Here is a 17,975-nt window from a genome sequence, read left to right as displayed (position 1 = left end):
CCGCTGCCGTCGCGGGCGCGGCGCGGGTGACCGGTGCGGTGGGTGCCGCGGCGTGCCCGTTCCACGGCGTCCGGCCGGGGCGGGGACTCCCCGGGGCCCTCGGACGACTGGCCCGCGGCGGTGAACTCCCCTTCCGTACCGCTCCGTTCGCGGGCTACTTCACGACGAGCGACGTCCACGACTTGATCCACTCTTCGCGGTGCGCGTCGATCTTCGCCGGTTCCATGGTGGCCGCGTCCTGGGCGGTCCCCCCGTACTTGGTGAACACCTCGGGCAACTCGGCGTCCTCGCGGGCGGGTTCGACGAACATCTGCAGCGGCAGATCCTCCTGGAACTCACGGCTGAGCATGAAGTCCAGCAGGGCCTTGCCGCCTTCGGTGTTGCGTGCGCCGTCCAGCAGCCCTGCGAACTCCGTCTGCTGGAAGCAGGTCCGCTCGGCGATGCCCGTGGGCGCCTTCGCGGGAAGCGGCTTCTGGCCCAGCACCTCGGCGGGAGGGCTGGAGGCGTAGGAGACGACGAGGGGCCGGTCGCCCTTGCCCTTGCCGCCGTTCGAGCCGCTGAACCGGTCGTTGTACGCCTGCTCCCAGCCGTCGACGACCTCGACGCCGTTGCCGCGCAGCTTCTTCCAGTAGTCCTTCCAGCCGCCGTCGCCGTACTTCTCGACCGAGGCCAGCAGAAATCCCAGGCCGGGCGAGGACGTTGCGGCGTTCGGGGTGACCAGGAGGTTCTTGTACTCGGGGTCCGCGAGATCGTCGAGCGACTCGGGCGGTGCCTGGTCACGCTTCTCGAACCAGCCGCGGTCGTAGTTCACGCATATCTCACCGGAGTCGACGGGCGTGACCCGGTGCCGCTCCTTGTCCAGTTGCAGCTTCGCGGGTACGTGGCCCAGTCCCTCGGCCTTGTACGGCGTGAAGACGCCCTTGCCCAGGGCCCTTGAGAGAAGGGTGTTGTCGACGCCGAAGAAGACGTCGCCCTGCGGATTGCCCTTGTTGAGCACCGCCTGGTTCACCGCGGCGCCGGCGTCGCCGCCCCTCAGCACCTTGACCTTGAAGCCGGTGCGCTTCGTGAACTCCTTCAGCACGGGCTTGGAGACGGCGAAGGAGTCATGGGTGACGAGGGTGACGGTCTTGTCGTCCCCGCCGCCGCCCGCACCGGATCCGCCGCAAGCGGCGAGTGCGCCGGTCAGGGCGAGGACGGTGGTTGTGGCGGCTGCCGCGCGCAGCACGTACTTGCTCATATGGCACATCGACTTCCTACCCGGCATGACCCGGGCGAGGTTCGAGGGTCTGCGGGCCGTACGTGCACGCGGGCGTGCGTACGGCCGCACTCTCAGCGCTGTGTGCGCTCCCCTGTCGGTCCGTTCTCTCTGGCAGGAGCCCGCCGCCGGTTGATGTGCCTGCGACAAGACTCCGTTCAGCGCAGGCTATCAGTCACTCCGCCGAGAGCCTCGGGGCGCTCTCCCCGCGCGGGCCGGGCGCGCTGCTCCGGTCCGGGAACGGGCGGGCGTCCGACGTGTGCCGGACACTGCCCTCAGCGTTCCGTCGCGGCCAACTGCCCGCAGGCGCCGTCGATTTCCTGGCCCCGTGTGTCCCGTACCGTCACCGGCACCCCGTGCAACTCCAGCGCCTGCACGAACGCGGCCTCGTCCTCGGGCCGCGACGCCGTCCACTTGGAGCCCGGAGTCGGGTTGAGCGGGATCAGATTGACGTGCACGGGCTTGCCCTTGAGCAGCCGCCCGAGCCGGTCGGCGCGCCAGGCCTGGTCGTTGATGTCCCTGATGAGCGCATACTCGACGGAGACGCGGCGTGCGGACTTCGCCGCGTACTCCCACGCGGCGTCCAGCACCTCGCGCACCTTCCAGCGGGTGTTGACGGGGACGAGGGTGTCGCGCAGTTCGTCGTCCGGGGCATGCAGCGATACGGCCAGGCGGCACTTGAAGCCCTCGTCGGCGAACCGCAGCATCGCCGGGACGAGCCCCACCGTCGAGACCGTGATGCCGCGCTGTGAGAGCCCGAGGCCGTCGGGCTCCGGGTCGGTCAGGCGGCGGATCGCACCCACGACGCGCTTGTAGTTGGCGAGGGGCTCGCCCATGCCCATGAAGACGATGTTCGACAGCCGGGCGGCCCCTTCCCCGGTCCCCCCGGGCACCTCTCCGTCGCGCAGCGCCCGTACCCCTTCGACGATCTGGTGGACGATCTCCGCGGTCGACAGGTTCCGGTCGAGACCTGCCTGACCGGTCGCACAGAACGGGCAGTTCATGCCGCAGCCCGCCTGCGAGCTGATGCACATCGTGACCCGGTCCGGGTACCGCATCAGCACCGACTCCACGAGGGTCCCGTCGTGCAGCTTCCACAGCGTCTTGCGGGTCGTGTCGTCGTCACAGCTGATGTGCCGCACCACGCTCATCAGGTCCGGCAGCAGCGCCTCGGCGAGCTTCCCGCGGGCCGCCGCAGGGATGTCCGTCCACTGCTCGGGCTCGTGCGCGAGCCGGGAGAAGTAGTGCTGCGAAAGCTGCTTGGCACGGAAGGGCTTCTCACCCGCCCCGGCCACCACCTCACGACGCTCGTCGGGCGTGAGATCGGCAAGATGCCGCGGCGGCCTGACGGCCCCACGCGGCGCGGCAAAGGTGAGTTCTCCGGGCTTCGGCATAGCTGTACCAGTGTCGCAGACGGACTTGGGTGCCCCCTGGTCAGCGGGGTCCGGGGCCGTCGGCCTCCGTCGCCGACTGTCGATGTTGGCCAACGTCGCACGGCCCAGGGACGGCCCGGGGGTCCGTTGCACCAGTAACATTTCGGAATCTTGCGAACGAATAGGTACACACTGAAGGATTCGTAGCACAATGGTCTTGCAACGGTACTCTATGTGACGGTGAGAAGAACCCATGTCAGTGACCACCCTCCCCTCCCCGCGTCCATGGGGAAGTCGCGCATTCTCCATGCCTGCACTGAAAGGGGGGAGTGAAAACCAGGTTTCTGTATTGCGCGCCTTACTGCTGTCACATTCGAAAGGTGTAGGCGTCGAGGCTCCGGTAGACATTCCTGGAGATTCCGGAGTTCAAATCCCTTTCGCAGAGATAGGACAGAGGCTCCAGCCTTGTGGCCTCGTAACCCGAACTGGAACCCGCTCATGGATTCTCACCTCCGCTGCTGAACAATGGCTCCAAAACGAGGACGACAGCTATCTTATCGCCGTACTGCATGCACACATTCGATTCCTTGGTGAATTGCTACATGAGGCACAAAGTGGAGTCACCCAGTCTGATCTCCTGCAGATTGCCGCGGAAGAATACGGTTGCTCTTGGGATTCTCTCGACCAGATCAGAAGGCGAACCGCTTGGCTTCGCTCTAGCGGAATGGCCGAACTTGACTTCAACCATAAGATTGAGCCCACCGCCGCTGGCCTAGAACTACTCGAACGACTTGAGCTGGCCCAGCCCGGGAATTTTAGAAATAGGATACCCACTCATAGTGGAACGAGGTCCATCGCAACAACAGATACTCATCCACTAGTTGCGGAACTGCTTGAAGAGGTGGATCTCGCAGAACGCAAGAACAACATTGGATATGTGCCTCGAAGCGAAGGTGACACTTTCGCGTCAATGCGCAAGTTTGTCTCCGCCATGGATGCACGCATCACCCGAGAAGTGCTTGATGAGTTCGCCTCCTCCGAATTTGGACTGCGCCCTTCATCCACTGCTTCCGCGCTCAGCGCGCTCAAGAATGCAGGTCTCGTAGAACAAGTCGGATTCAGTCTTTATCAATCAACCGAACTCGGAAAAGCCTGCACAGAATCTCCCAATGATATGGATCTGTTGCGTGTGATTCACGCAAAATTTTCCTTCGTTGGCGAGATACTCGAAGCACTTGAAGAGACCGACACTCCGCGTGAGCTAGCCGTAATCGGTAGAACCCGTTACGGCATGCCACGGGAAGATATCGCCGAGGTGCGGACTCGACTACAGATGCTGCGTAAGTGCGGCTTGGTGGAAGAGGTTGCCTGGGGGCGCTACCAGCTCGTACCACTCGGTCGGGCCTTGCGCGTGGAGTTGCCTATAGCTAGCCCTATTGATACACAGGAAACCGACAACACTGATGCATCCTCTGAAGAAATGCCAGTGACATTCAATGAGCTAATTACAGAATTGAAAGAGGCGGCACTGGACTCGTCGAGGCCTGAGCGATTCGAGAAATCCGTTGCGGAGGCATTTTCTTCTCTTGGATTCGAAAGTCAGTTGCTAGGTGGTTCGGGGCAAACTGATGTTCTGATCTCTGCGAACCTTTCGGGAGACATGAGATACAGCGCCATTGTCGATGCCAAGTCTTCGACTTCCGGGAAGATCGCCGAGACTCAAATCAACTTCGACACCCTTAAGGAACACAGGTCAGACAACACTGCCGAGTACGCCATTGTTGTCGGGCCTAGTTTCCCCAGTTCGAGGATTGCCGAGCGCGCCAAATCCCACAAAGTCGGGCTGCTTGAAGTGGATGAACTGGTAGAGCTCATCCATCGACACAGAACAGCGCCATTTTCTCTCTCAAGCCTACGCGAACTCGTAGAAGAGTCCGGACTGGTAAGCCTCTCAAAAATTGAGAAGCCTTGGACCCGGGAGAAGCGACTTTATAGGCTATGCGATAGAGTCGTCCGACTTCTAGAGGTCGAGGCAAGAACTGCCGATGTGGTCACAACGGGAGCTCTTTCTCCTCACGACCTCTATCTGATCCTGCGCTCCGAAGTTGAAGAGGCCCCGACACCGGAAGAAATTGAATCGGTACTGTCCTTCCTCTCCTCTTCGCTGGTACATGCCGTCAGAAAAATTGGTTCCAAGTATGTACTGCTTGAAATCCCACGCACCACGGCTATGCGACTTAGGGTTCTCGCCGACAACTTCACCATAAGTGACGACGAATAGCATTCCTGGGAAGCGTCCATCATAGGTCGGTGTAGCGGCTTTGGGGTGGAGCTGGTTTGGGGCGAGAGATCATGGCCCTTACGCTTCCGCGAATGGGGCTGACTCCTCGCCTGCCCGCAATAGCCCGATCTGGGCCATGATCGTAGAGGCTCGCTCCAAACTGGCTCCGTAAAGCCACCGAGCCGGCCGTCCCAGCCACGATGGCGCCCTCTTCTTGTGGCTCGAGTTCGCGCGCGGGCCGACGGCCGGACCGGAGCGGGGCGGAGACATGAGCGTCGGCCCTGCGGCAAGCCGGGCCGCGCGGCGAGCGGAGCGAGCTCTTGATGGCGTAGGGAAACTCTTACCGCGTAACTCAAGGTGGTTCCAGGGGAGAGCTTGTTCGGCTGCTGAGCGACGACAGTCGCTGGTGCACCGTGGACCCCTCGGGCTGCGTCGACTGGTACTGCACGTAGCGCGGCTGCAAGTGGCCGACCCTGCCTAGGAGTTGACGCTGCGCACACGGCGGAGGAGCGTATCCGACATGGACCCACAAGTCGCCTCCGGGCTTATCGGTTTCGGAGGTGCTGCCGTCGGTGCAGTAGGTGCCCTCTTTGGTGCCAGGCTTCAGATCAGGCACGAGGCGAAGAGCGCAAAGGAAGCGCGAAAGGCTGATCAGCACGATGCCGCCTTCGAGGTGGCTGTTCACGCTGTCTTCGCGGTGAAGGATCTCTTCCGACGGCACTGGCGAGGAGATGCCCCGGATGACTGGGAGCATCAGGTCTTCGCTGAGTTGGACCGTCTGCGGCTATCTGCCCTCAACTTCCCCTCTTCAGGTCTGAGGACGCGCCTAGAGGAAGCCGCCCAGACGCTCCAGTACTGGAAGAAGGTAACTCACACGGAATCGGACAACTCGAACCGCGTTCGGCTGCTCATCGGGACGATGGACCATCTGGTTGAGGTCCTCGGCACGTACCGCCGTACCGGGAAGGTCCCCGTCGGCAGCGAAGACTACTTGAGCGCGAGAGAAGGTGTCGGGTTGTACATCGAGGAGATGGAGGACCATGAGGAGCGCATGCGGAACGGCCAAGCCTGACGACCGTCATGACCATGAACCTCCGCTCGCAGTCCTTGAACCATCTAGATGTGCTGTTCGGTGAGCGTCCGTCGCCTCCCTGAGCGCTACCTGACACCCGTCGACCTGGCCGACCTCCTGGGCGTCCCGGTCGAGACCGTCTACCAGTGGCGCCGCAAGCACACCGGTCCCCGCGGCTTCCGCGTCGGCCGACACCTGCGCTACGACCCCGAAGATGTACGGGCCTGGGTCTCCTCGCAGATAGAGGACTCTGCCTGATGGCCGGACACATCCAAGACCGCTGGTACAAGGTCGAGCGGGCCGCCGACGGCTCGTCGACCAAGGCCAAGACCTCTCGCCACGGCAACGGGATGCGGTATCGCGCACGCTACGTCGGCCCCCATGGCACGGAGAAGAGCAAGTCCTTCCCTGACCGACAGAAGCGTCGTGCCGAAGAGTGGTTGGCAGAGATCGAGGCCGACATGCTGTGGGGACAGTACGTCGATCCGAAAGCCGGCCGCGTCACGTTCCAGCAATACGCCGAACGATGGCTCGCGGGGCTGACGACAGACATTGCCACCCGGATCCTGGTGGAGCGTCATCTGCGGCGGCATGCACTTCCGCGGCTCGGTACGCGACCTCTCGGCTCCTTCCGTCCCGTGCACATCCGGGACGTTCGTGCGAGATCTGGAGAACTCCCCGATCTCAGGTGGCTACGCGCGCAACGTTGTGCCGACGTACGAGCGGTGCTGTCGGCCGCCGTCGACGGTACCTGGCCCGGAATCCGTGCAGCGCGAGGTTCGGTCCGTCCACCTGCAGCGGCAGTTCGCCGGGTAGTGCCGTGGCGGACCACCGATGTCCGCGCAGTGCGGGAAGCCTTCCCGCCCACTATCAGGCCATCGTTGACGTGGGCAGTGGCTGCGGGCTTCGCCAGGGAGAAATCACGGGACTCGCCCTGCCCGCGGTGAACTTCGACCGCGACACACTTCGCATCGACACTCAGATCAAGCCGCTACGCGGACAAGTGGTCTTCGCCCCTCCGAAGGGGAACAAGGACCGGGATGTACCACGCCCCGTCACGGTGGCACAGCGCTCAGGCAGCACATCGAGACGCATCCTCCTGTTGCGATCGAGCTGCCATGGAAGACGCCGGACGGGCCGATCGTCGGTCGGGACCTCATCTTTACCAACTCGGCTGGAGGCATCGTCTGGCGCAGCAACTTCAATGCCCTGGAATGGAAGCGAGCGCTCGCAGCGGTCGGCCTCATCCCGACGCCGGAGAAAGGGCAGCGGCATGCTTCGCTCGTCAGCACGGCATGCACGCGTTGCGACACTTCTACGCCTCGGTGCTGCTGGACGCGGGCGAGAGCGTGAAGGCGGTCAGTGAGTACCTGGGGCACGCCGACCCCGCGATGACGCTGCGTGTGTACGCACATCTAATGCCCAGCAGCGCTGCGCGTGCTCGTCACGCCATTGACCGTATGTGGCACAACTCATAGTTCCGCACACTGCCTTTGATTACTTCCCGGCAATTGAAGCTAGCGCGCGATCGACAGTCGAAGTTGAAACGACACCCTTCGAATCCAAGGCAATGAGCCCGCAATAATAGTGGAATTTACGCAGATAGGGGTCATTGGTCAAATGAATCAGAGGTATCAGTCGCAATCTACCCACTAGTGTGGTGCCGCCCGCAGGCAGGCAACCAGGCGGGCGGCAGGCTCCAACTTCCTCTGAAAGCAGGTGCCATCACCACAATGCACGATCACTCACAGCGAAGCCACCGTCAGATGCCTCCATGGGCGACGAGCCTCGCGTACATCAGTGCTCTCTTGGCGGGGGCGATCCTCATCGGCCTCAGAGCTGCCACCCCCATGGAAGCCGTCGGATACGTGACGCCGTTCCTCGTCATCTATGAGCGGGTGTTCGGCCGGCCCTCGTAGCCCTCACGGCCCGAGGACGGCCCACCGCCCACAAGGCGGCCCCCTACTGGCACAAAAAGCGCTGGTAGGGGGCTTTCTGATGCTCCGGAACGCTGAGTTCTCCGGGCTTCGGCATAGCTGTACCAGTGTCGCAGACGGATGACGGTGCCCCCGGGCCGGAGCGGGGTGGGGACGGTCACGTGCGCAGGTCGAACAGGCAGAGGCACAGGCTGTACGGCGTATGGGAACAGCAGACCCTCGTTGCGAACGCCTTCGGCCCGTCCACGAATGGTCCACGCCGACCGCTGGCCCGCTCATCGCCGTGATCATTCAAGTGGGGACGAGCTGAGGTCCTTCTGCTCAGGCCAGTTGCTCGGCAAGCCCCACGATGATGCCCTCCGGGCCGCGTACGTAGCAGAGCAGACAGCTGTCCTCGAACCGGGCGATCTCGCCGACGAGTTCGGCACCATGAGGGCGCAGGCGGGCAACGGTGTCCTCGATGTCGTCGACGGCGAACATGACGCGATGAGTGCCCAGAACGTTGTGCGGGCGGTTGCGCGGCCCGGCGCTGATCACCGCGGGGCTGCGGTACTTCGCCAGTTCGAGCCGGCTGTGACCGTCCGGGGTCCGGACCATCGCGATGTCACAGCGGACGCCGTCGAGTCCGGTGCACTGGTCGGCGACGGGGCCCTTGACCTGCGCCCTGCCTTCCAGCTCCATGCCGAGTTCCACGAAGAACGCGATGGCGGCATCCATGTCCTCGACGACGATGCCGACGTTGTCCATCCGCTGAATCGCCATGCTGGTCTCTCCTTCTTTCCGTACGGCCGGTGGTGGCCGCTGATGTCCCTGGGACGGAGCCGGTGGCACGTTCTCGACATCCGCAGACCGCCGGACTCCGAGACTCTGACGCCCCTTTCGAGAGCAGAGCACGGAGAACCCTCTGAGGGCAGCCTGAAGCCACGAGTGCTGGTCTGCGGTAGCGGCGGTTGCGGTAGTACCAGGTGGCTGGACGGAGAGGGTCGTGGCGGGCCGGCGAACAGCGGCTCTGATTGGATCTCTGCATGGGCGACGAAGACGTGCGGTACATCGGGATCCTGCTGTTCCCGGACGTTGAAGAGCTGGATGCCATCGGACCTTGGGAGGTCCTGGCGTACTGGACACGGGTCTTCGCCGGTGATGGCTGGCGGGTCTTCTGCCTCTCCGCTGATGGAGAACCCGTGACCTGCGCGAAGGGGCTCACGATCGAGCCGCACTACTCGATGGCCGACGCGCCCGCACTGGACGTGCTGCTGCACCCCGGCGGCCGGGGGACCCGTCCCCAGCTCACCGACGACCGGCACCTGGAGTGGGTTCGCTCCCAGCGCCCTTCGGTTCCGCTCATGACGAGCGTGTGCACCGGCTCGCTGGTCTTCGCAGCGGCCGGCCTGCTCAACGGGCGCCCTGCCACGACGCACTGGGATTCGCTGGAGAAACTCAAGGAAATCGACCCGACGATCGGGGTGCGACCCGACGACCGGTTCGTCGACGACGGCGACACGATCACCGCTGCAGGGGTCTCGGCCGGGATTGACATGGCACTCCACCTGGTAGCCCGCCTGGCGTCGCCGGAGCGTGCGCGGCAGGTGCGCCGAGGCATTCAGTACGACCCACAACCACCGGAATGATCCCGGACCGGGGAGGAGACCCCGGCTGTTTGGGGGCCCGCTCCACGGAGGTACGCCGTAGGCCGCTTGCCCTGCGTCACGACTACTGCCCCGCGATGAAGGGCTACTACGACGGGCTCGTGACCGGTCTCGACGGCTCGGGGCACGGTGGGGCGCACGGGGCCGGCTGAGGGAAACCGGGTCCGGTCCTGCTCGCGTGGGCTGGCGGGGCGGCCCGCCTGGTCAGCCGCCGCCCACGAACGCGACGAAGAGCAGCCATACGACCGGAGCCGTGGGGAGCAGCGAGTCCAAGCGGTCCATGATGCCGCCGTGGCCGGGGAGGAGCGTCCCCATGTCCTTGATGCCGAGGTCGCGCTTCATCATGGATTCGCCCAGGTCACCCAGGGTGGCGGTGACCGCGACCGCAAGGCCGAGGAGCAGCCCCTGCCACCAGCTGCCGCCGTCGATCAGGAACTGCGTGCACAGCGCCCCGGCCGCCATGGAGAAGGCGATCGCGCCACCCAGCCCCTCACGCGTCTTGGCGGGGCTGATGGCCGGGGCGAGCTTGTGCTTGCCGAAGCGCCAGCCCACCGCGTACGCGCCGGTGTCGCTGACGACCGTGAGCAGCAGAAACGTCAGGACCCGCCAGGGGCCGTCGTCGGCGGCGAGCATGAGCGCGACGAACGTGGCCAGGAACGGCACGTAGAAGGTGGCGAACACGGCCGCGGTGACGTCGCGCAGGTAGTCCTCCGGCGATTCCGTCATCCGCCATACGAGTACGGCGAGCGCGGTCAGTGCCATGACCACCCACGCGCCCTCAGGCCCGCGCAGATAACCCGCGATCACCATCGCCGCGCCACCCACGGCGAGCGGGACCAGCGGTGCCTGGATCTCCTTGCGCTCGCTGAGCCGTGAGGTCAGCTCCCACAGGCCGACGACGACGGCCACGACGATCACGCCGAGGAAGACCGGCTTGTAGAAGAAGAGGGAGGCGAGGATGACGGCACCGAGGCCGACACCGACTCCTATGGCGGCACGCAGGTCGCGTCCGGCCCGTTTCTTGCCGCTCAAGGGGGCCGGGCCCGGGTCGGACGCACCGGAACCGGGCCGGCGGGCGGGACCGGAGTCGGGGGCGGGGCCGCTCTCCCGGCTGCCGGAGCCGCCGGGGCCACCGGGTCCGCCGGAGCGCCGGGAGTCGCCGGAGCCGTGGAGGCCGTGAGGGCCCCCCGGACCGGATCTGCCGTGGCCGCCGTCGGAGCCGCCCGGGTCGGAGACGATGGGCATGTCCCGAGTCTGCGGCACACCACCGGCCTCGTGCGCGGGAGCTTCACCCGCGCCGGAGCGGAATTCGCCGCGCGGCGCAGCGCCTCCCTGGCCGGGTGCGCCCGGGAAGCCGGCACGGGGCCGTGGGGCTCCCCACGATGAGTCGTTCACAGATTGCAGCCTCAGACTTCGGACCTCGGACGGATCTCGTACAGCCCCCCGCTCGGGGAAGCCCCCGCGCTCCGGGGCTCAGACCTCGAGCAGCTCGGCTTCCTTGTGCTTGAGCAGCTCGTCGATCTGGCCCTGGTACTTCGAGGTGGTGTCGTCGAGCTCCTTCTCAGCCCGGCGGCCCTCGTCCTCACCTACGTCGCCGTCCTTGATGGCGGCCTCGAAGGTCTCCTTGGCCTTGCGGCGGACGCTGCGGATCGAGATCTTCGCGTCCTCGGCCTTGCCCTTGGCGACCTTGATGAACTCCTTGCGGCGCTCCTCGGTCAGCTCGGGGAAAGTCACCCGGATGATATTGCCGTCGTTCGACGGGTTGACTCCCAGGTCGGAGTCGCGGATCGCCTGCTCGATGTTGCGCAGCGAGCTCTTGTCGAACGGAGTCACCACCGCCATCCGCGGCTCCGGAACCGAGAACGAGGCCAACTGGTTGATCGGCGTCATCGTGCCGTAGTACTCGGCCACGATCTTGTTGAACATCGCCGGGTGCGCACGGCCAGTGCGGATCGCGGCGAAGTCCTCCTTGGCGACCACGACCGCCTTCTCCATCTTCTCCTCGGCTTCGAGGAGGGTCTCTTCGATCACCACGTGCTCCTGGTTTCCTTGAATGAGCTTTGCGGATAAGCCCTGATTCCTGCACGGTGTCCGACCGGCAGGCGGTTGTCCACCCCGTGTCGAGCCGTTCGTACGACGGCGAGTCACCCCGTGGGCGCCGTGCGCCCCGGACCGCCGCCGAACGCCGAACGTCAGCCTCTCGTGCCCTGGTTGCTCACCAGGGTGCCGATCTTCTCACCCTTCACGGCCCGCGCGATATTGCCCTCGGCGAGCAACTCGAAGACGAGGATCGGCAGTTTGTTGTCCCGGCAGAGAGTGACGGCGGTGGCGTCGGCGACCTTCAGATCGCGCGTGATGACCTCGCCGTACTCGAGGGCGTCGAACTTCACGGCGTCCGGGTTCTTCGCCGGGTCCGAGTCGTACACGCCGTCGACCCCGTTCTTGCCCATCAGCAGCGCTTCCGCGTGAATCTCCAGGGCACGCTGCGCGGCGGTGGTGTCGGTGGAGAAGTACGGCATGCCCATGCCCGCGCCGAAGATCACGACCCGGCCCTTCTCCAGGTGCCGTACGGCGCGCAGCGGAATGTACGGTTCGGCGACCTGCCCCATGGTGATGGCCGTCTGGACGCGGGAGTCGATGCCTTCCTTCTCCAGGAAGTCCTGCAGGGCCAGGCAGTTCATGACCGTGCCCAGCATCCCCATGTAGTCGGAGCGTGCGCGGTCCATGCCGCGCACCTGCAGCTCGGCGCCGCGGAAGAAGTTGCCGCCGCCGATCACCACGGCGAGCTCCGCCCCGTCACGTACGACGGACGCGATCTCGTGCGCCATCTTGTGCACGACGTCGGGATCGACACCGAGCCCCCCACCGCCGGCGAACGCCTCACCGGAGAGCTTGAGCAGGAAGCGTTTACGGCCGCTGCGGCCCCTGCCTGTGTCGGATGTATCGCTGTCCTTACCCATGAACTCTCCTCGCGTGCATACGAAGGAGGCCACTGCCGTCGGATCCTCGCAATCCCAGATGCGGCAATGGCCTCCTCGTCACAACTGCTCTGTCCCCGACCCTATCGGGCGCGTACCGTTCGCGTGCTCCACGCGGCGGCGTCGCGCCCGGGGCACCGCCCGGGCCGGAGGTTCTGCGGGAGTCAGGCCCCCACGCGGAAGCGCGCGAAGTGCTTCAGCGTGACGCCCGCCTCTTCCAGAACCTTCTGGACGCTCTTCTTGTTGTCCTTGGCGAAGGGCTGGTCGAGCAGGGTGTTCTCCTTGAAGAAGCCCGTGACCCGGCCCTCGACGATCTTGGGCAGCGCCTGCTCGGGCTTGCCCTCCTCGCGCGCGGTCTCCTCGGCGATGCGGCGCTCGTTCTCGACCGTCTCGGCCGGGATCTCCTCACGGGTGAGGAACCTCGGCGCGAAGGCGGCGATGTGCTGCGCGACGTCCTTGGCGACCTCCGCGTTCTCCTTGTCCAGCTCGACGAGCACACCGACCTGCGGCGGCAGGTCCGGGCTCGTGCGGTGCAGGTAGGAGGCGACGTACGCGCCGGAGAACTGGGCGAAGCGGTCCAGGACGATCTTCTCGCCGAGGTTGGCGTTGGCCTCGTCCACGTACGCCTGCACGGTCTTGCCCGGCTCGATCTCGGAGGCGAGCAGGGCGCCGGTGTCGGCGGGGGAAGTGGCCGCGACGTGTGCGGCGATGGCGTCAGCGGCTGCGAGGAACTTCTCGCCCTTGGCGACGAAGTCCGTCTCGCACTTGAGCTCGACGAGCACACCCGAGGTGTTGTCGTCGGCGATGCGGGCGACCAGAGCGCCGTTCGAGGCGGTGCGGCTCTCGCGCTTGGCGACGCCCTTCTGCCCCTTGACGCGCAGAACCTCTACGGCCTTGTCGACTTCGCCACCGGACTCCTCCAGGGCCTTCTTGCAGTCCATCATGCCGGCGCCGGTGAGCTCGCGGAGCTTCTTGACGTCGGCGGCGGTGTAGTTCGCCATGCTTGGTTTCCTTCTGTGACCAGGCCCCGCCTCGCGCTCGGGCGCGCCGGGGGCGCGGTGCGCCGGGGCGGAACTCGTCCTTCTTGAGGTCTGTTTGCGGCCGGCCGGGAGGCTCCCCCGCACCGTGGTGCGGTTCGGGCGGAGTCAGGTCTGTGCGTCCGCGTCTCTTCCCGTACGGCCGCCGGGATGGTCACCGGGGCACGGCTGAATGCGGCTGATGCATGTGCGCCGCGCCCCGGTGAACGTCAGGCTTCCTCGGAGGGCTTCGCCTCGGCGGCCTCGTCAGCCGGCTTCTCCTCGGCCTTTTCCTCGGCCTTGGCGTCAGTGGCCTTCTCCTCGGCCTTGTCAGCCTCGGCGGGAGCCGCCTCGGTGGCCTTGGCCGCTGCGCCCTCGCTCTTCTCGCCCTCCAGGAGCTCCCGCTCCCACTCGGCGAGCGGTTCGGCGGCCTTGTCGCCGCCCTTGGCGGCCTCGGCGGCGCCGGAACGGGCGATCAGGCCCTCGGCCGCGGCGTCGGCGATCACGCGGGTGAGGAGCGTGACGGAGCGGATCGCGTCGTCGTTGCCCGGGATCTTGTAGTCGACCTCGTCCGGGTCGCAGTTGGTGTCCAGGATCGCGACGACCGGGATGTTGAGCTTCCGCGCCTCGCCTACGGCGATGTGCTCCTTCTTGGTGTCCACGATCCACACGGCGCTGGGCACCTTCTGCATCTCGCGGATACCGCCGAGGGTCTTCTCCAGCTTCGCCTTCTCACGGGAGAGGACGAGCAGTTCCTTCTTGGTGAGGCCGGAGGCTGCCACGTCCTCGAAGTCGATCTGCTCGAGCTCCTTCAGGCGCTGGAGGCGCTTGTAGACGGTCGAGAAGTTCGTCAGCATGCCGCCGAGCCAGCGCTGGTTCACGAAGGGCATGCCCACGCGCGTGGCCTGCTCGGCGATGGCCTCCTGGGCCTGCTTCTTGGTGCCGACGAACATGATGGAGCCGCCGTGCGCGACGGTCTCCTTGACGAACTCGTAGGCGCGGTCGATGTACGACAGCGACTGGAGCAGGTCGATGATGTAAATGCCGTTGCGCTCGGTGAAGATGAAGCGCTTCATCTTCGGGTTCCAGCGCCGGGTCTGGTGCCCGAAGTGGACGCCGCTCTCAAGCAGCTCCCGCATCGTGACGACGGCCATGGCCGTTCTCCTTGAATTGCTCGGTTGTCGTCAGCGCTGGCCGGGATGGCCATCGCTTGCCTGACGCCTCTGTCGCGCTGTGCCCGAGGGACCTGTCGAGAGGGCCCTCACGGGACCGAGATACGCGGCCACCGGGTGAGGGTGGCGAGGCGTGCGAAGTCAGCCCGGTCGCCCGGGCCGCCACCAGCAGTGTACGGGACCGCAGCGGGCCGCGACTCCCTCGTACGGCGGGTCCGGCTTGCCGGACATGACGTGCGGGCCGTACATGCACGGTGAGTGCGCTTCGCCGGGCGCGGCCGGATGTGCGGCGGCGGACCGCTGAGGAGCACCGCCGCCCCCGTACGGGTGACGCATCTGTCCACAACAGGCCGGTTCTCCACGGAAGTTCGGCAAGATCCCTGCGCTCGGTGACGATGCGGGACCGTGCGTCCACGGCAGCCCAAGGGCGGGCAGGAGGCGAGAGGGGGGTGTACATGGTGCGGGTCCGGCGCGGGTGCGCAGCACGGGGGACGACAGGGAAGGGCTCGACGGGCCGGACGGACCTGATGCGTGGGACGAGCTGGACGCGGGGCGTGCGGGGTGAGCCGGGTGTGCGCACTGTTCCCGGTTTCGTGGTCGTCCCTGTGATCTGTGTGGTCTTGTGCGGGGTGCTCTGGGCCGTCGCCACTCCGGCCACCGGTGCGACCGCGGGACCTCCCGCGTACGTGGACGCAGCGCAGGGACCACCGCCGTCCCAACCGGACAGGGGCGGTGCTGGGATTGCCGGCAATGCTGCCCCCTCCGGCGACCGGGTGTGGCCGGTGGAGGGGCGCTCCGGGGCGCCGCGTCCGCGGGTCGTGCACGGATGGCAGCCACCTCCCGATCCCTGGGCCGCCGGTCACCGCGGGGTGGATCTGGCGGCTTCGCGGGGCAGCCCCGTACGGGCGGTGGCCGACGGAAAGGTCTCGTTCGCGGGCAGGGTCGCGGGGCGCGGGGTGGTGTCGGTCGAGCTGTCGGGTACGGGCCGCCCGGCGCTGCGCACGACGTACGAGCCCGTGCGGCCTTCCGTGCGCAAGGGCGACCGGGTGCGGGCGGGCGAGACCGTGGGCACCTTGGCGGACGGACCGTTCCACTGTCGCCGCGCCTGTCTGCACTGGGGCGCACGACGGGCCGAGCGCTACGTCGATCCGCTCTCGCTGCTGCCGGCCGGTCTGCTGCGCGGTGGCCCGTCGAGGCTGCTTCCCGTCTTCGGCGTGCCCCTGCCTCGGGGTGGTGGCGCCGGAGACGTCACCGACGGGCGTTCCGGCCGGAGCCTGGGGGCGGGAGCGGCTTCCGGGCCGGCGGCGGCTCCGCGGGTGGACTCGGCTCCGGGGGTGGGCTCCGCTCCGGGGGTGGGCTCGGCACCGGACTCGGTGATCCGGAGCCGCCTGGCCGTGCACAGTGCGGAAGCAGCGGGGCCGACCAGGGACGTGGGAGGTAGTCCGGCGCCCGGCCTGTCAGCCGCGTCGCTGGCTGCCGGGCTGGGATCTGCGGCCTTCTGCGCGCACCGGCGTATCGCCCGGGCGAAGGGAAGCCGCCGCGCCGGTCCCGGTGCGCGCCGGCACGGCGGCCCATCCGGGCCGAGGCACGATGAGACCGGGGATCTTCGACGCGCGCGGCCGCCGACAGAGCGCCCGCCACCGAAGGTCAGCCCCGGACGCCGTCCAGCGCCATGCCGACCGCCGCCTCGGTGATCTCTTCCGGGCTCTCGGCGGCACCGAGTTCGATGCGCCGCACTGCCCCGTCGACGACACCTTGCAGCAGCATCGCGGCCAGCCGCGGACGGTCATGCCCCAGCTCCGCCAGTGCCTCGACGACCATGGCCACGAGACCGCCATGGGCCGCGCGGATCTTCTCTCGTGCGCCCGCGTCCAGTTCGCCGGCGGAGATCGCCACGACCGCTCGGTGCCGCCCGTCGCCGACCAGCGCCAGCTGCCGCCGTACATACGCCTCGATCTTGTCTTCCGGGGACTCGGCCTCGGCCATCGCCGCCTCGACCTCGGCCGCCCACACGGGGAAGTCGACGGCGCACAGCTCCTCGACGACGGCGCCGCGGGAGCGGAAGTACTCGTAGACCGAGGAGCGCGCCAGCCCGGTGCGCTGCGCCAGGGCGGGGAAGTTCAGCGCTTCGGTGCCGCCTTCGGACAGCAGCTCACGGGCAGCGTCGAGGAGGGCGGAGCGCTGCATGGTCCGGTGCTCGGCCACGGAGGCCGCTCGAATCCTTGGCACCCTGCCACCTTACGGACGGAGGGGCCGATTCAGCGACCGGCGTCGGCGAGCTTTGCCCGAAGCTGAAGGACCGACTTGGTGTGGATCTGGCTCACCCGGCTCTCCGTGACCCCCAGTACCTGACCGATCTCAGCCAGGGTCAGGCCCTCGTAGTAGTACAGGGTCACCACCGTCTTCTCCCGCTCCGGGAGGGTGTTGACGGCGCGGGCCAGCAGCCGGCGCAGCTCGCGGTCCTCGGCGACCTCGACCGGGTTGTCCGCGGCGGTGTCCTCCAGGGTGTCCATGAGGCTGAGCCGGTCGCCGCCCTCGCCGCCGACGTGCAGCAGCTCCTCCAGGGCCACGACGTTGGCCAGGGACAACTGGCTGAAGACGCCGTGCAGTTCGTCCAGCGGGATGCCCATCTCCGCGGCGACCTCCGACTCGGACGGGCTGCGCCGCAGGCTCGACTCCAAAGTGGCGTAGGCCCGTTCGACGGCACGTGCCTTCTGTCGCACCGACCTCGGGATCCAGTCCAGCGCCCGCAGTTCGTCGATCATCGCCCCGCGGATCCGCGTGATCGCGTACGTCTCGAACTTGATGGAGCGCTCCGGGTCGAACTTCTCGATGGCGTCGATGAGCCCGAAAACGCCGGAGGAGACGAAGTCGGCCTGTTCCACATTGGAGGGCAGGCCGACGCTGACCCGCCCGGCGACGTACTTCACCAGTGGCGAGTAATGCAGGATCAGCTGCTCCCGCAGCCCCTCGTCGCCCGTGGCCTTGTAGGAACGCCACAGCTCGTCGAGAGCACTGTGACCGGAACCGAGTCCGGTGTTCTCGGCCCCGGACGGCTCCGCTGCGGTGCCGGCGGGAGCCGCTGCGGTGCCGGCGCGTTCAGGCCCGGGGGTGTGCTGGGGCATTCGTCGCCTTGAGCCGTTCTGCTGAGTGGCCGTCACGCGGCGGAAGCGTGTGCGTGACGGGATGCCTCTTCCTTGAGTGCTGTGAGCGTAGCGTGACCGCACGGTCGCAATATGCGACGA

General features: G+C 66.7%; 17 protein-coding genes and 1 pseudogene. 8 read left to right on the top strand and 10 right to left on the bottom strand.

What is annotated here, in order from left to right; all coding sequences use genetic code 11:
- Positions 1-154: 154 nt before the first annotated feature.
- Positions 155-1,237 (bottom strand): thiamine ABC transporter substrate-binding protein, encoded by a 1,083-nt coding sequence (locus tag AN215_RS26305; protein ID WP_070010697.1) that lies wholly within the window; start codon positions 1,235-1,237, stop codon positions 155-157.
- A gap of 293 nt (positions 1,238-1,530) precedes the next feature.
- Positions 1,531-2,649 (bottom strand): dual-specificity RNA methyltransferase RlmN, encoded by a 1,119-nt coding sequence (gene rlmN, locus AN215_RS26300; protein WP_070010698.1) that lies wholly within the window; start codon positions 2,647-2,649, stop codon positions 1,531-1,533.
- Positions 2,650-3,352: 703 nt separating this feature from the next.
- Between rlmN and AN215_RS28940 the strand changes: the two genes are divergently transcribed.
- The 5 genes and pseudogenes from AN215_RS28940 (at position 3,353) to AN215_RS26280 (ending at position 7,900) form a co-directional block, all read left to right on the top strand.
- On the top strand, positions 3,353-4,909 hold the full coding sequence (locus tag AN215_RS28940) for a restriction endonuclease FokI C-terminal domain-containing protein (protein ID WP_171904286.1): 1,557 nt from the start codon (positions 3,353-3,355) through the stop codon (positions 4,907-4,909).
- 520 nt (positions 4,910-5,429) lie between these two features.
- On the top strand, positions 5,430-5,981 hold the full coding sequence (locus AN215_RS26295) for a hypothetical protein (RefSeq protein WP_070010699.1): 552 nt from the start codon (positions 5,430-5,432) through the stop codon (positions 5,979-5,981).
- 60 nt (positions 5,982-6,041) lie between these two features.
- Complete coding sequence (locus tag AN215_RS26290; protein ID WP_245694727.1) at positions 6,042-6,239, top strand: helix-turn-helix transcriptional regulator; 198 nt, start codon at positions 6,042-6,044, stop codon at positions 6,237-6,239.
- Positions 6,239-7,459 (top strand): annotated as a pseudogene (locus AN215_RS30965) (tyrosine-type recombinase/integrase). The gene AN215_RS26290 and the pseudogene AN215_RS30965 overlap by 1 nt, the downstream one beginning before the upstream one ends.
- Positions 7,460-7,714: 255 nt before the next feature.
- Entirely contained in the window at positions 7,715-7,900 is a 186-nt protein-coding gene (locus AN215_RS26280; RefSeq protein ID WP_070010701.1) for a hypothetical protein, read from the top strand.
- Between the two features lie 339 nt (positions 7,901-8,239).
- On the opposite strand, the gene AN215_RS26275 is transcribed toward AN215_RS26280, so the two are convergent.
- On the bottom strand, positions 8,240-8,680 hold the full coding sequence (locus AN215_RS26275) for a VOC family protein (RefSeq protein WP_070010702.1): 441 nt from the start codon (positions 8,678-8,680) through the stop codon (positions 8,240-8,242).
- 263 nt (positions 8,681-8,943) lie between these two features.
- Between AN215_RS26275 and AN215_RS26270 the strand changes: the two genes are divergently transcribed.
- Both AN215_RS26270 and AN215_RS29975 read left to right on the top strand, forming a co-directional pair.
- Positions 8,944-9,546 (top strand): DJ-1/PfpI family protein, encoded by a 603-nt coding sequence (locus AN215_RS26270; protein ID WP_216093826.1) that lies wholly within the window; start codon positions 8,944-8,946, stop codon positions 9,544-9,546.
- Positions 9,547-9,575: 29 nt separating this feature from the next.
- Complete coding sequence (locus AN215_RS29975; RefSeq protein WP_171904285.1) at positions 9,576-9,716, top strand: hypothetical protein; 141 nt, start codon at positions 9,576-9,578, stop codon at positions 9,714-9,716.
- A gap of 52 nt (positions 9,717-9,768) precedes the next feature.
- Here AN215_RS29975 and AN215_RS26265 read toward each other — a convergent pair whose 3' ends face one another.
- From AN215_RS26265 to rpsB, 5 genes are all read right to left on the bottom strand, one after another.
- The gene (locus tag AN215_RS26265; protein ID WP_070010703.1) at positions 9,769-10,959 is read right to left on the bottom strand and encodes a phosphatidate cytidylyltransferase; all 1,191 of its coding nucleotides are present in this window, start codon (positions 10,957-10,959) and stop codon (positions 9,769-9,771) included.
- 78 nt (positions 10,960-11,037) lie between these two features.
- The gene (frr, locus tag AN215_RS26260; RefSeq protein WP_070011316.1) at positions 11,038-11,595 is read right to left on the bottom strand and encodes a ribosome recycling factor; all 558 of its coding nucleotides are present in this window, start codon (positions 11,593-11,595) and stop codon (positions 11,038-11,040) included.
- Positions 11,596-11,756: 161 nt separating this feature from the next.
- Complete coding sequence (gene pyrH / locus AN215_RS26255) at positions 11,757-12,524, bottom strand: UMP kinase (RefSeq protein ID WP_070010704.1); 768 nt, start codon at positions 12,522-12,524, stop codon at positions 11,757-11,759.
- Between the two features lie 182 nt (positions 12,525-12,706).
- On the bottom strand, positions 12,707-13,543 hold the full coding sequence (gene tsf / locus AN215_RS26250) for a translation elongation factor Ts (RefSeq protein ID WP_070010705.1): 837 nt from the start codon (positions 13,541-13,543) through the stop codon (positions 12,707-12,709).
- A 245-nt stretch (positions 13,544-13,788) separates the two neighbouring features.
- Positions 13,789-14,712, bottom strand: a complete 924-nt coding sequence (gene rpsB / locus AN215_RS26245; RefSeq protein ID WP_070010706.1) for a 30S ribosomal protein S2 — start codon at positions 14,710-14,712, stop codon at positions 13,789-13,791.
- A gap of 413 nt (positions 14,713-15,125) precedes the next feature.
- On the opposite strand from rpsB, the gene AN215_RS30915 reads away from it, so the two are divergent.
- Positions 15,126-16,424, top strand: a complete 1,299-nt coding sequence (locus AN215_RS30915; RefSeq protein ID WP_431306317.1) for a murein hydrolase activator EnvC family protein — start codon at positions 15,126-15,128, stop codon at positions 16,422-16,424.
- On the opposite strand, the gene AN215_RS26240 is transcribed toward AN215_RS30915, so the two are convergent.
- A complete protein-coding gene (locus tag AN215_RS26240) occupies positions 16,378-16,917 on the bottom strand; it encodes a TetR/AcrR family transcriptional regulator (RefSeq protein ID WP_070011317.1) in 540 nt (179 codons plus the stop codon). The two genes, AN215_RS30915 and AN215_RS26240, sit on opposite strands and share 47 nt — an antisense overlap.
- Positions 16,918-16,988: 71 nt before the next feature.
- Positions 16,989-17,855 carry an RNA polymerase sigma factor WhiG gene (gene whiG, locus AN215_RS26235; RefSeq protein ID WP_070010707.1) on the bottom strand — a complete coding sequence of 289 codons (867 nt, stop codon included), beginning with the start codon at positions 17,853-17,855 and terminating at the stop codon, positions 16,989-16,991.
- Between the last annotated feature and the right edge of the window lie 120 nt (positions 17,856-17,975).

Source organism: Streptomyces abyssalis (assembly GCF_001751365.1).
Taxonomy (GTDB): domain Bacteria; phylum Actinomycetota; class Actinomycetes; order Streptomycetales; family Streptomycetaceae; genus Streptomyces; species Streptomyces abyssalis.
Note: the sequence above shows the minus strand (reverse complement) of the source record. Positions and strands in the feature narration are given on the sequence as shown.

What these genes read in the sequence shown, in the direction of transcription:
- AN215_RS26305 (WP_070010697.1), bottom strand. Translation starts at nt 1,237, where the DNA reads ATGAGCAAGTACGTGCTGCGCGCGGCAGCCGCCACAACCACCGTCCTC.
- rlmN (WP_070010698.1), bottom strand. Translation starts at nt 2,649, where the DNA reads ATGCCGAAGCCCGGAGAACTCACCTTTGCCGCGCCGCGTGGGGCCGTC.
- AN215_RS28940 (WP_171904286.1), top strand. Translation starts at nt 3,353, where the DNA reads ATGGCCGAACTTGACTTCAACCATAAGATTGAGCCCACCGCCGCTGGC.
- AN215_RS26295 (WP_070010699.1), top strand. Translation starts at nt 5,430, where the DNA reads ATGGACCCACAAGTCGCCTCCGGGCTTATCGGTTTCGGAGGTGCTGCC.
- AN215_RS26280 (WP_070010701.1), top strand. Translation starts at nt 7,715, where the DNA reads ATGCACGATCACTCACAGCGAAGCCACCGTCAGATGCCTCCATGGGCG.
- AN215_RS26275 (WP_070010702.1), bottom strand. Translation starts at nt 8,680, where the DNA reads ATGGCGATTCAGCGGATGGACAACGTCGGCATCGTCGTCGAGGACATG.
- AN215_RS26270 (WP_216093826.1), top strand. Translation starts at nt 8,944, where the DNA reads ATGGGCGACGAAGACGTGCGGTACATCGGGATCCTGCTGTTCCCGGAC.
- pyrH (WP_070010704.1), bottom strand. Translation starts at nt 12,524, where the DNA reads ATGGGTAAGGACAGCGATACATCCGACACAGGCAGGGGCCGCAGCGGC.
- tsf (WP_070010705.1), bottom strand. Translation starts at nt 13,543, where the DNA reads ATGGCGAACTACACCGCCGCCGACGTCAAGAAGCTCCGCGAGCTCACC.
- rpsB (WP_070010706.1), bottom strand. Translation starts at nt 14,712, where the DNA reads ATGGCCGTCGTCACGATGCGGGAGCTGCTTGAGAGCGGCGTCCACTTC.
- AN215_RS30915 (WP_431306317.1), top strand. Translation starts at nt 15,126, where the DNA reads ATGCGGGACCGTGCGTCCACGGCAGCCCAAGGGCGGGCAGGAGGCGAG.
- AN215_RS26240 (WP_070011317.1), bottom strand. Translation starts at nt 16,917, where the DNA reads ATGCAGCGCTCCGCCCTCCTCGACGCTGCCCGTGAGCTGCTGTCCGAA.
- whiG (WP_070010707.1), bottom strand. Translation starts at nt 17,855, where the DNA reads ATGCCCCAGCACACCCCCGGGCCTGAACGCGCCGGCACCGCAGCGGCT.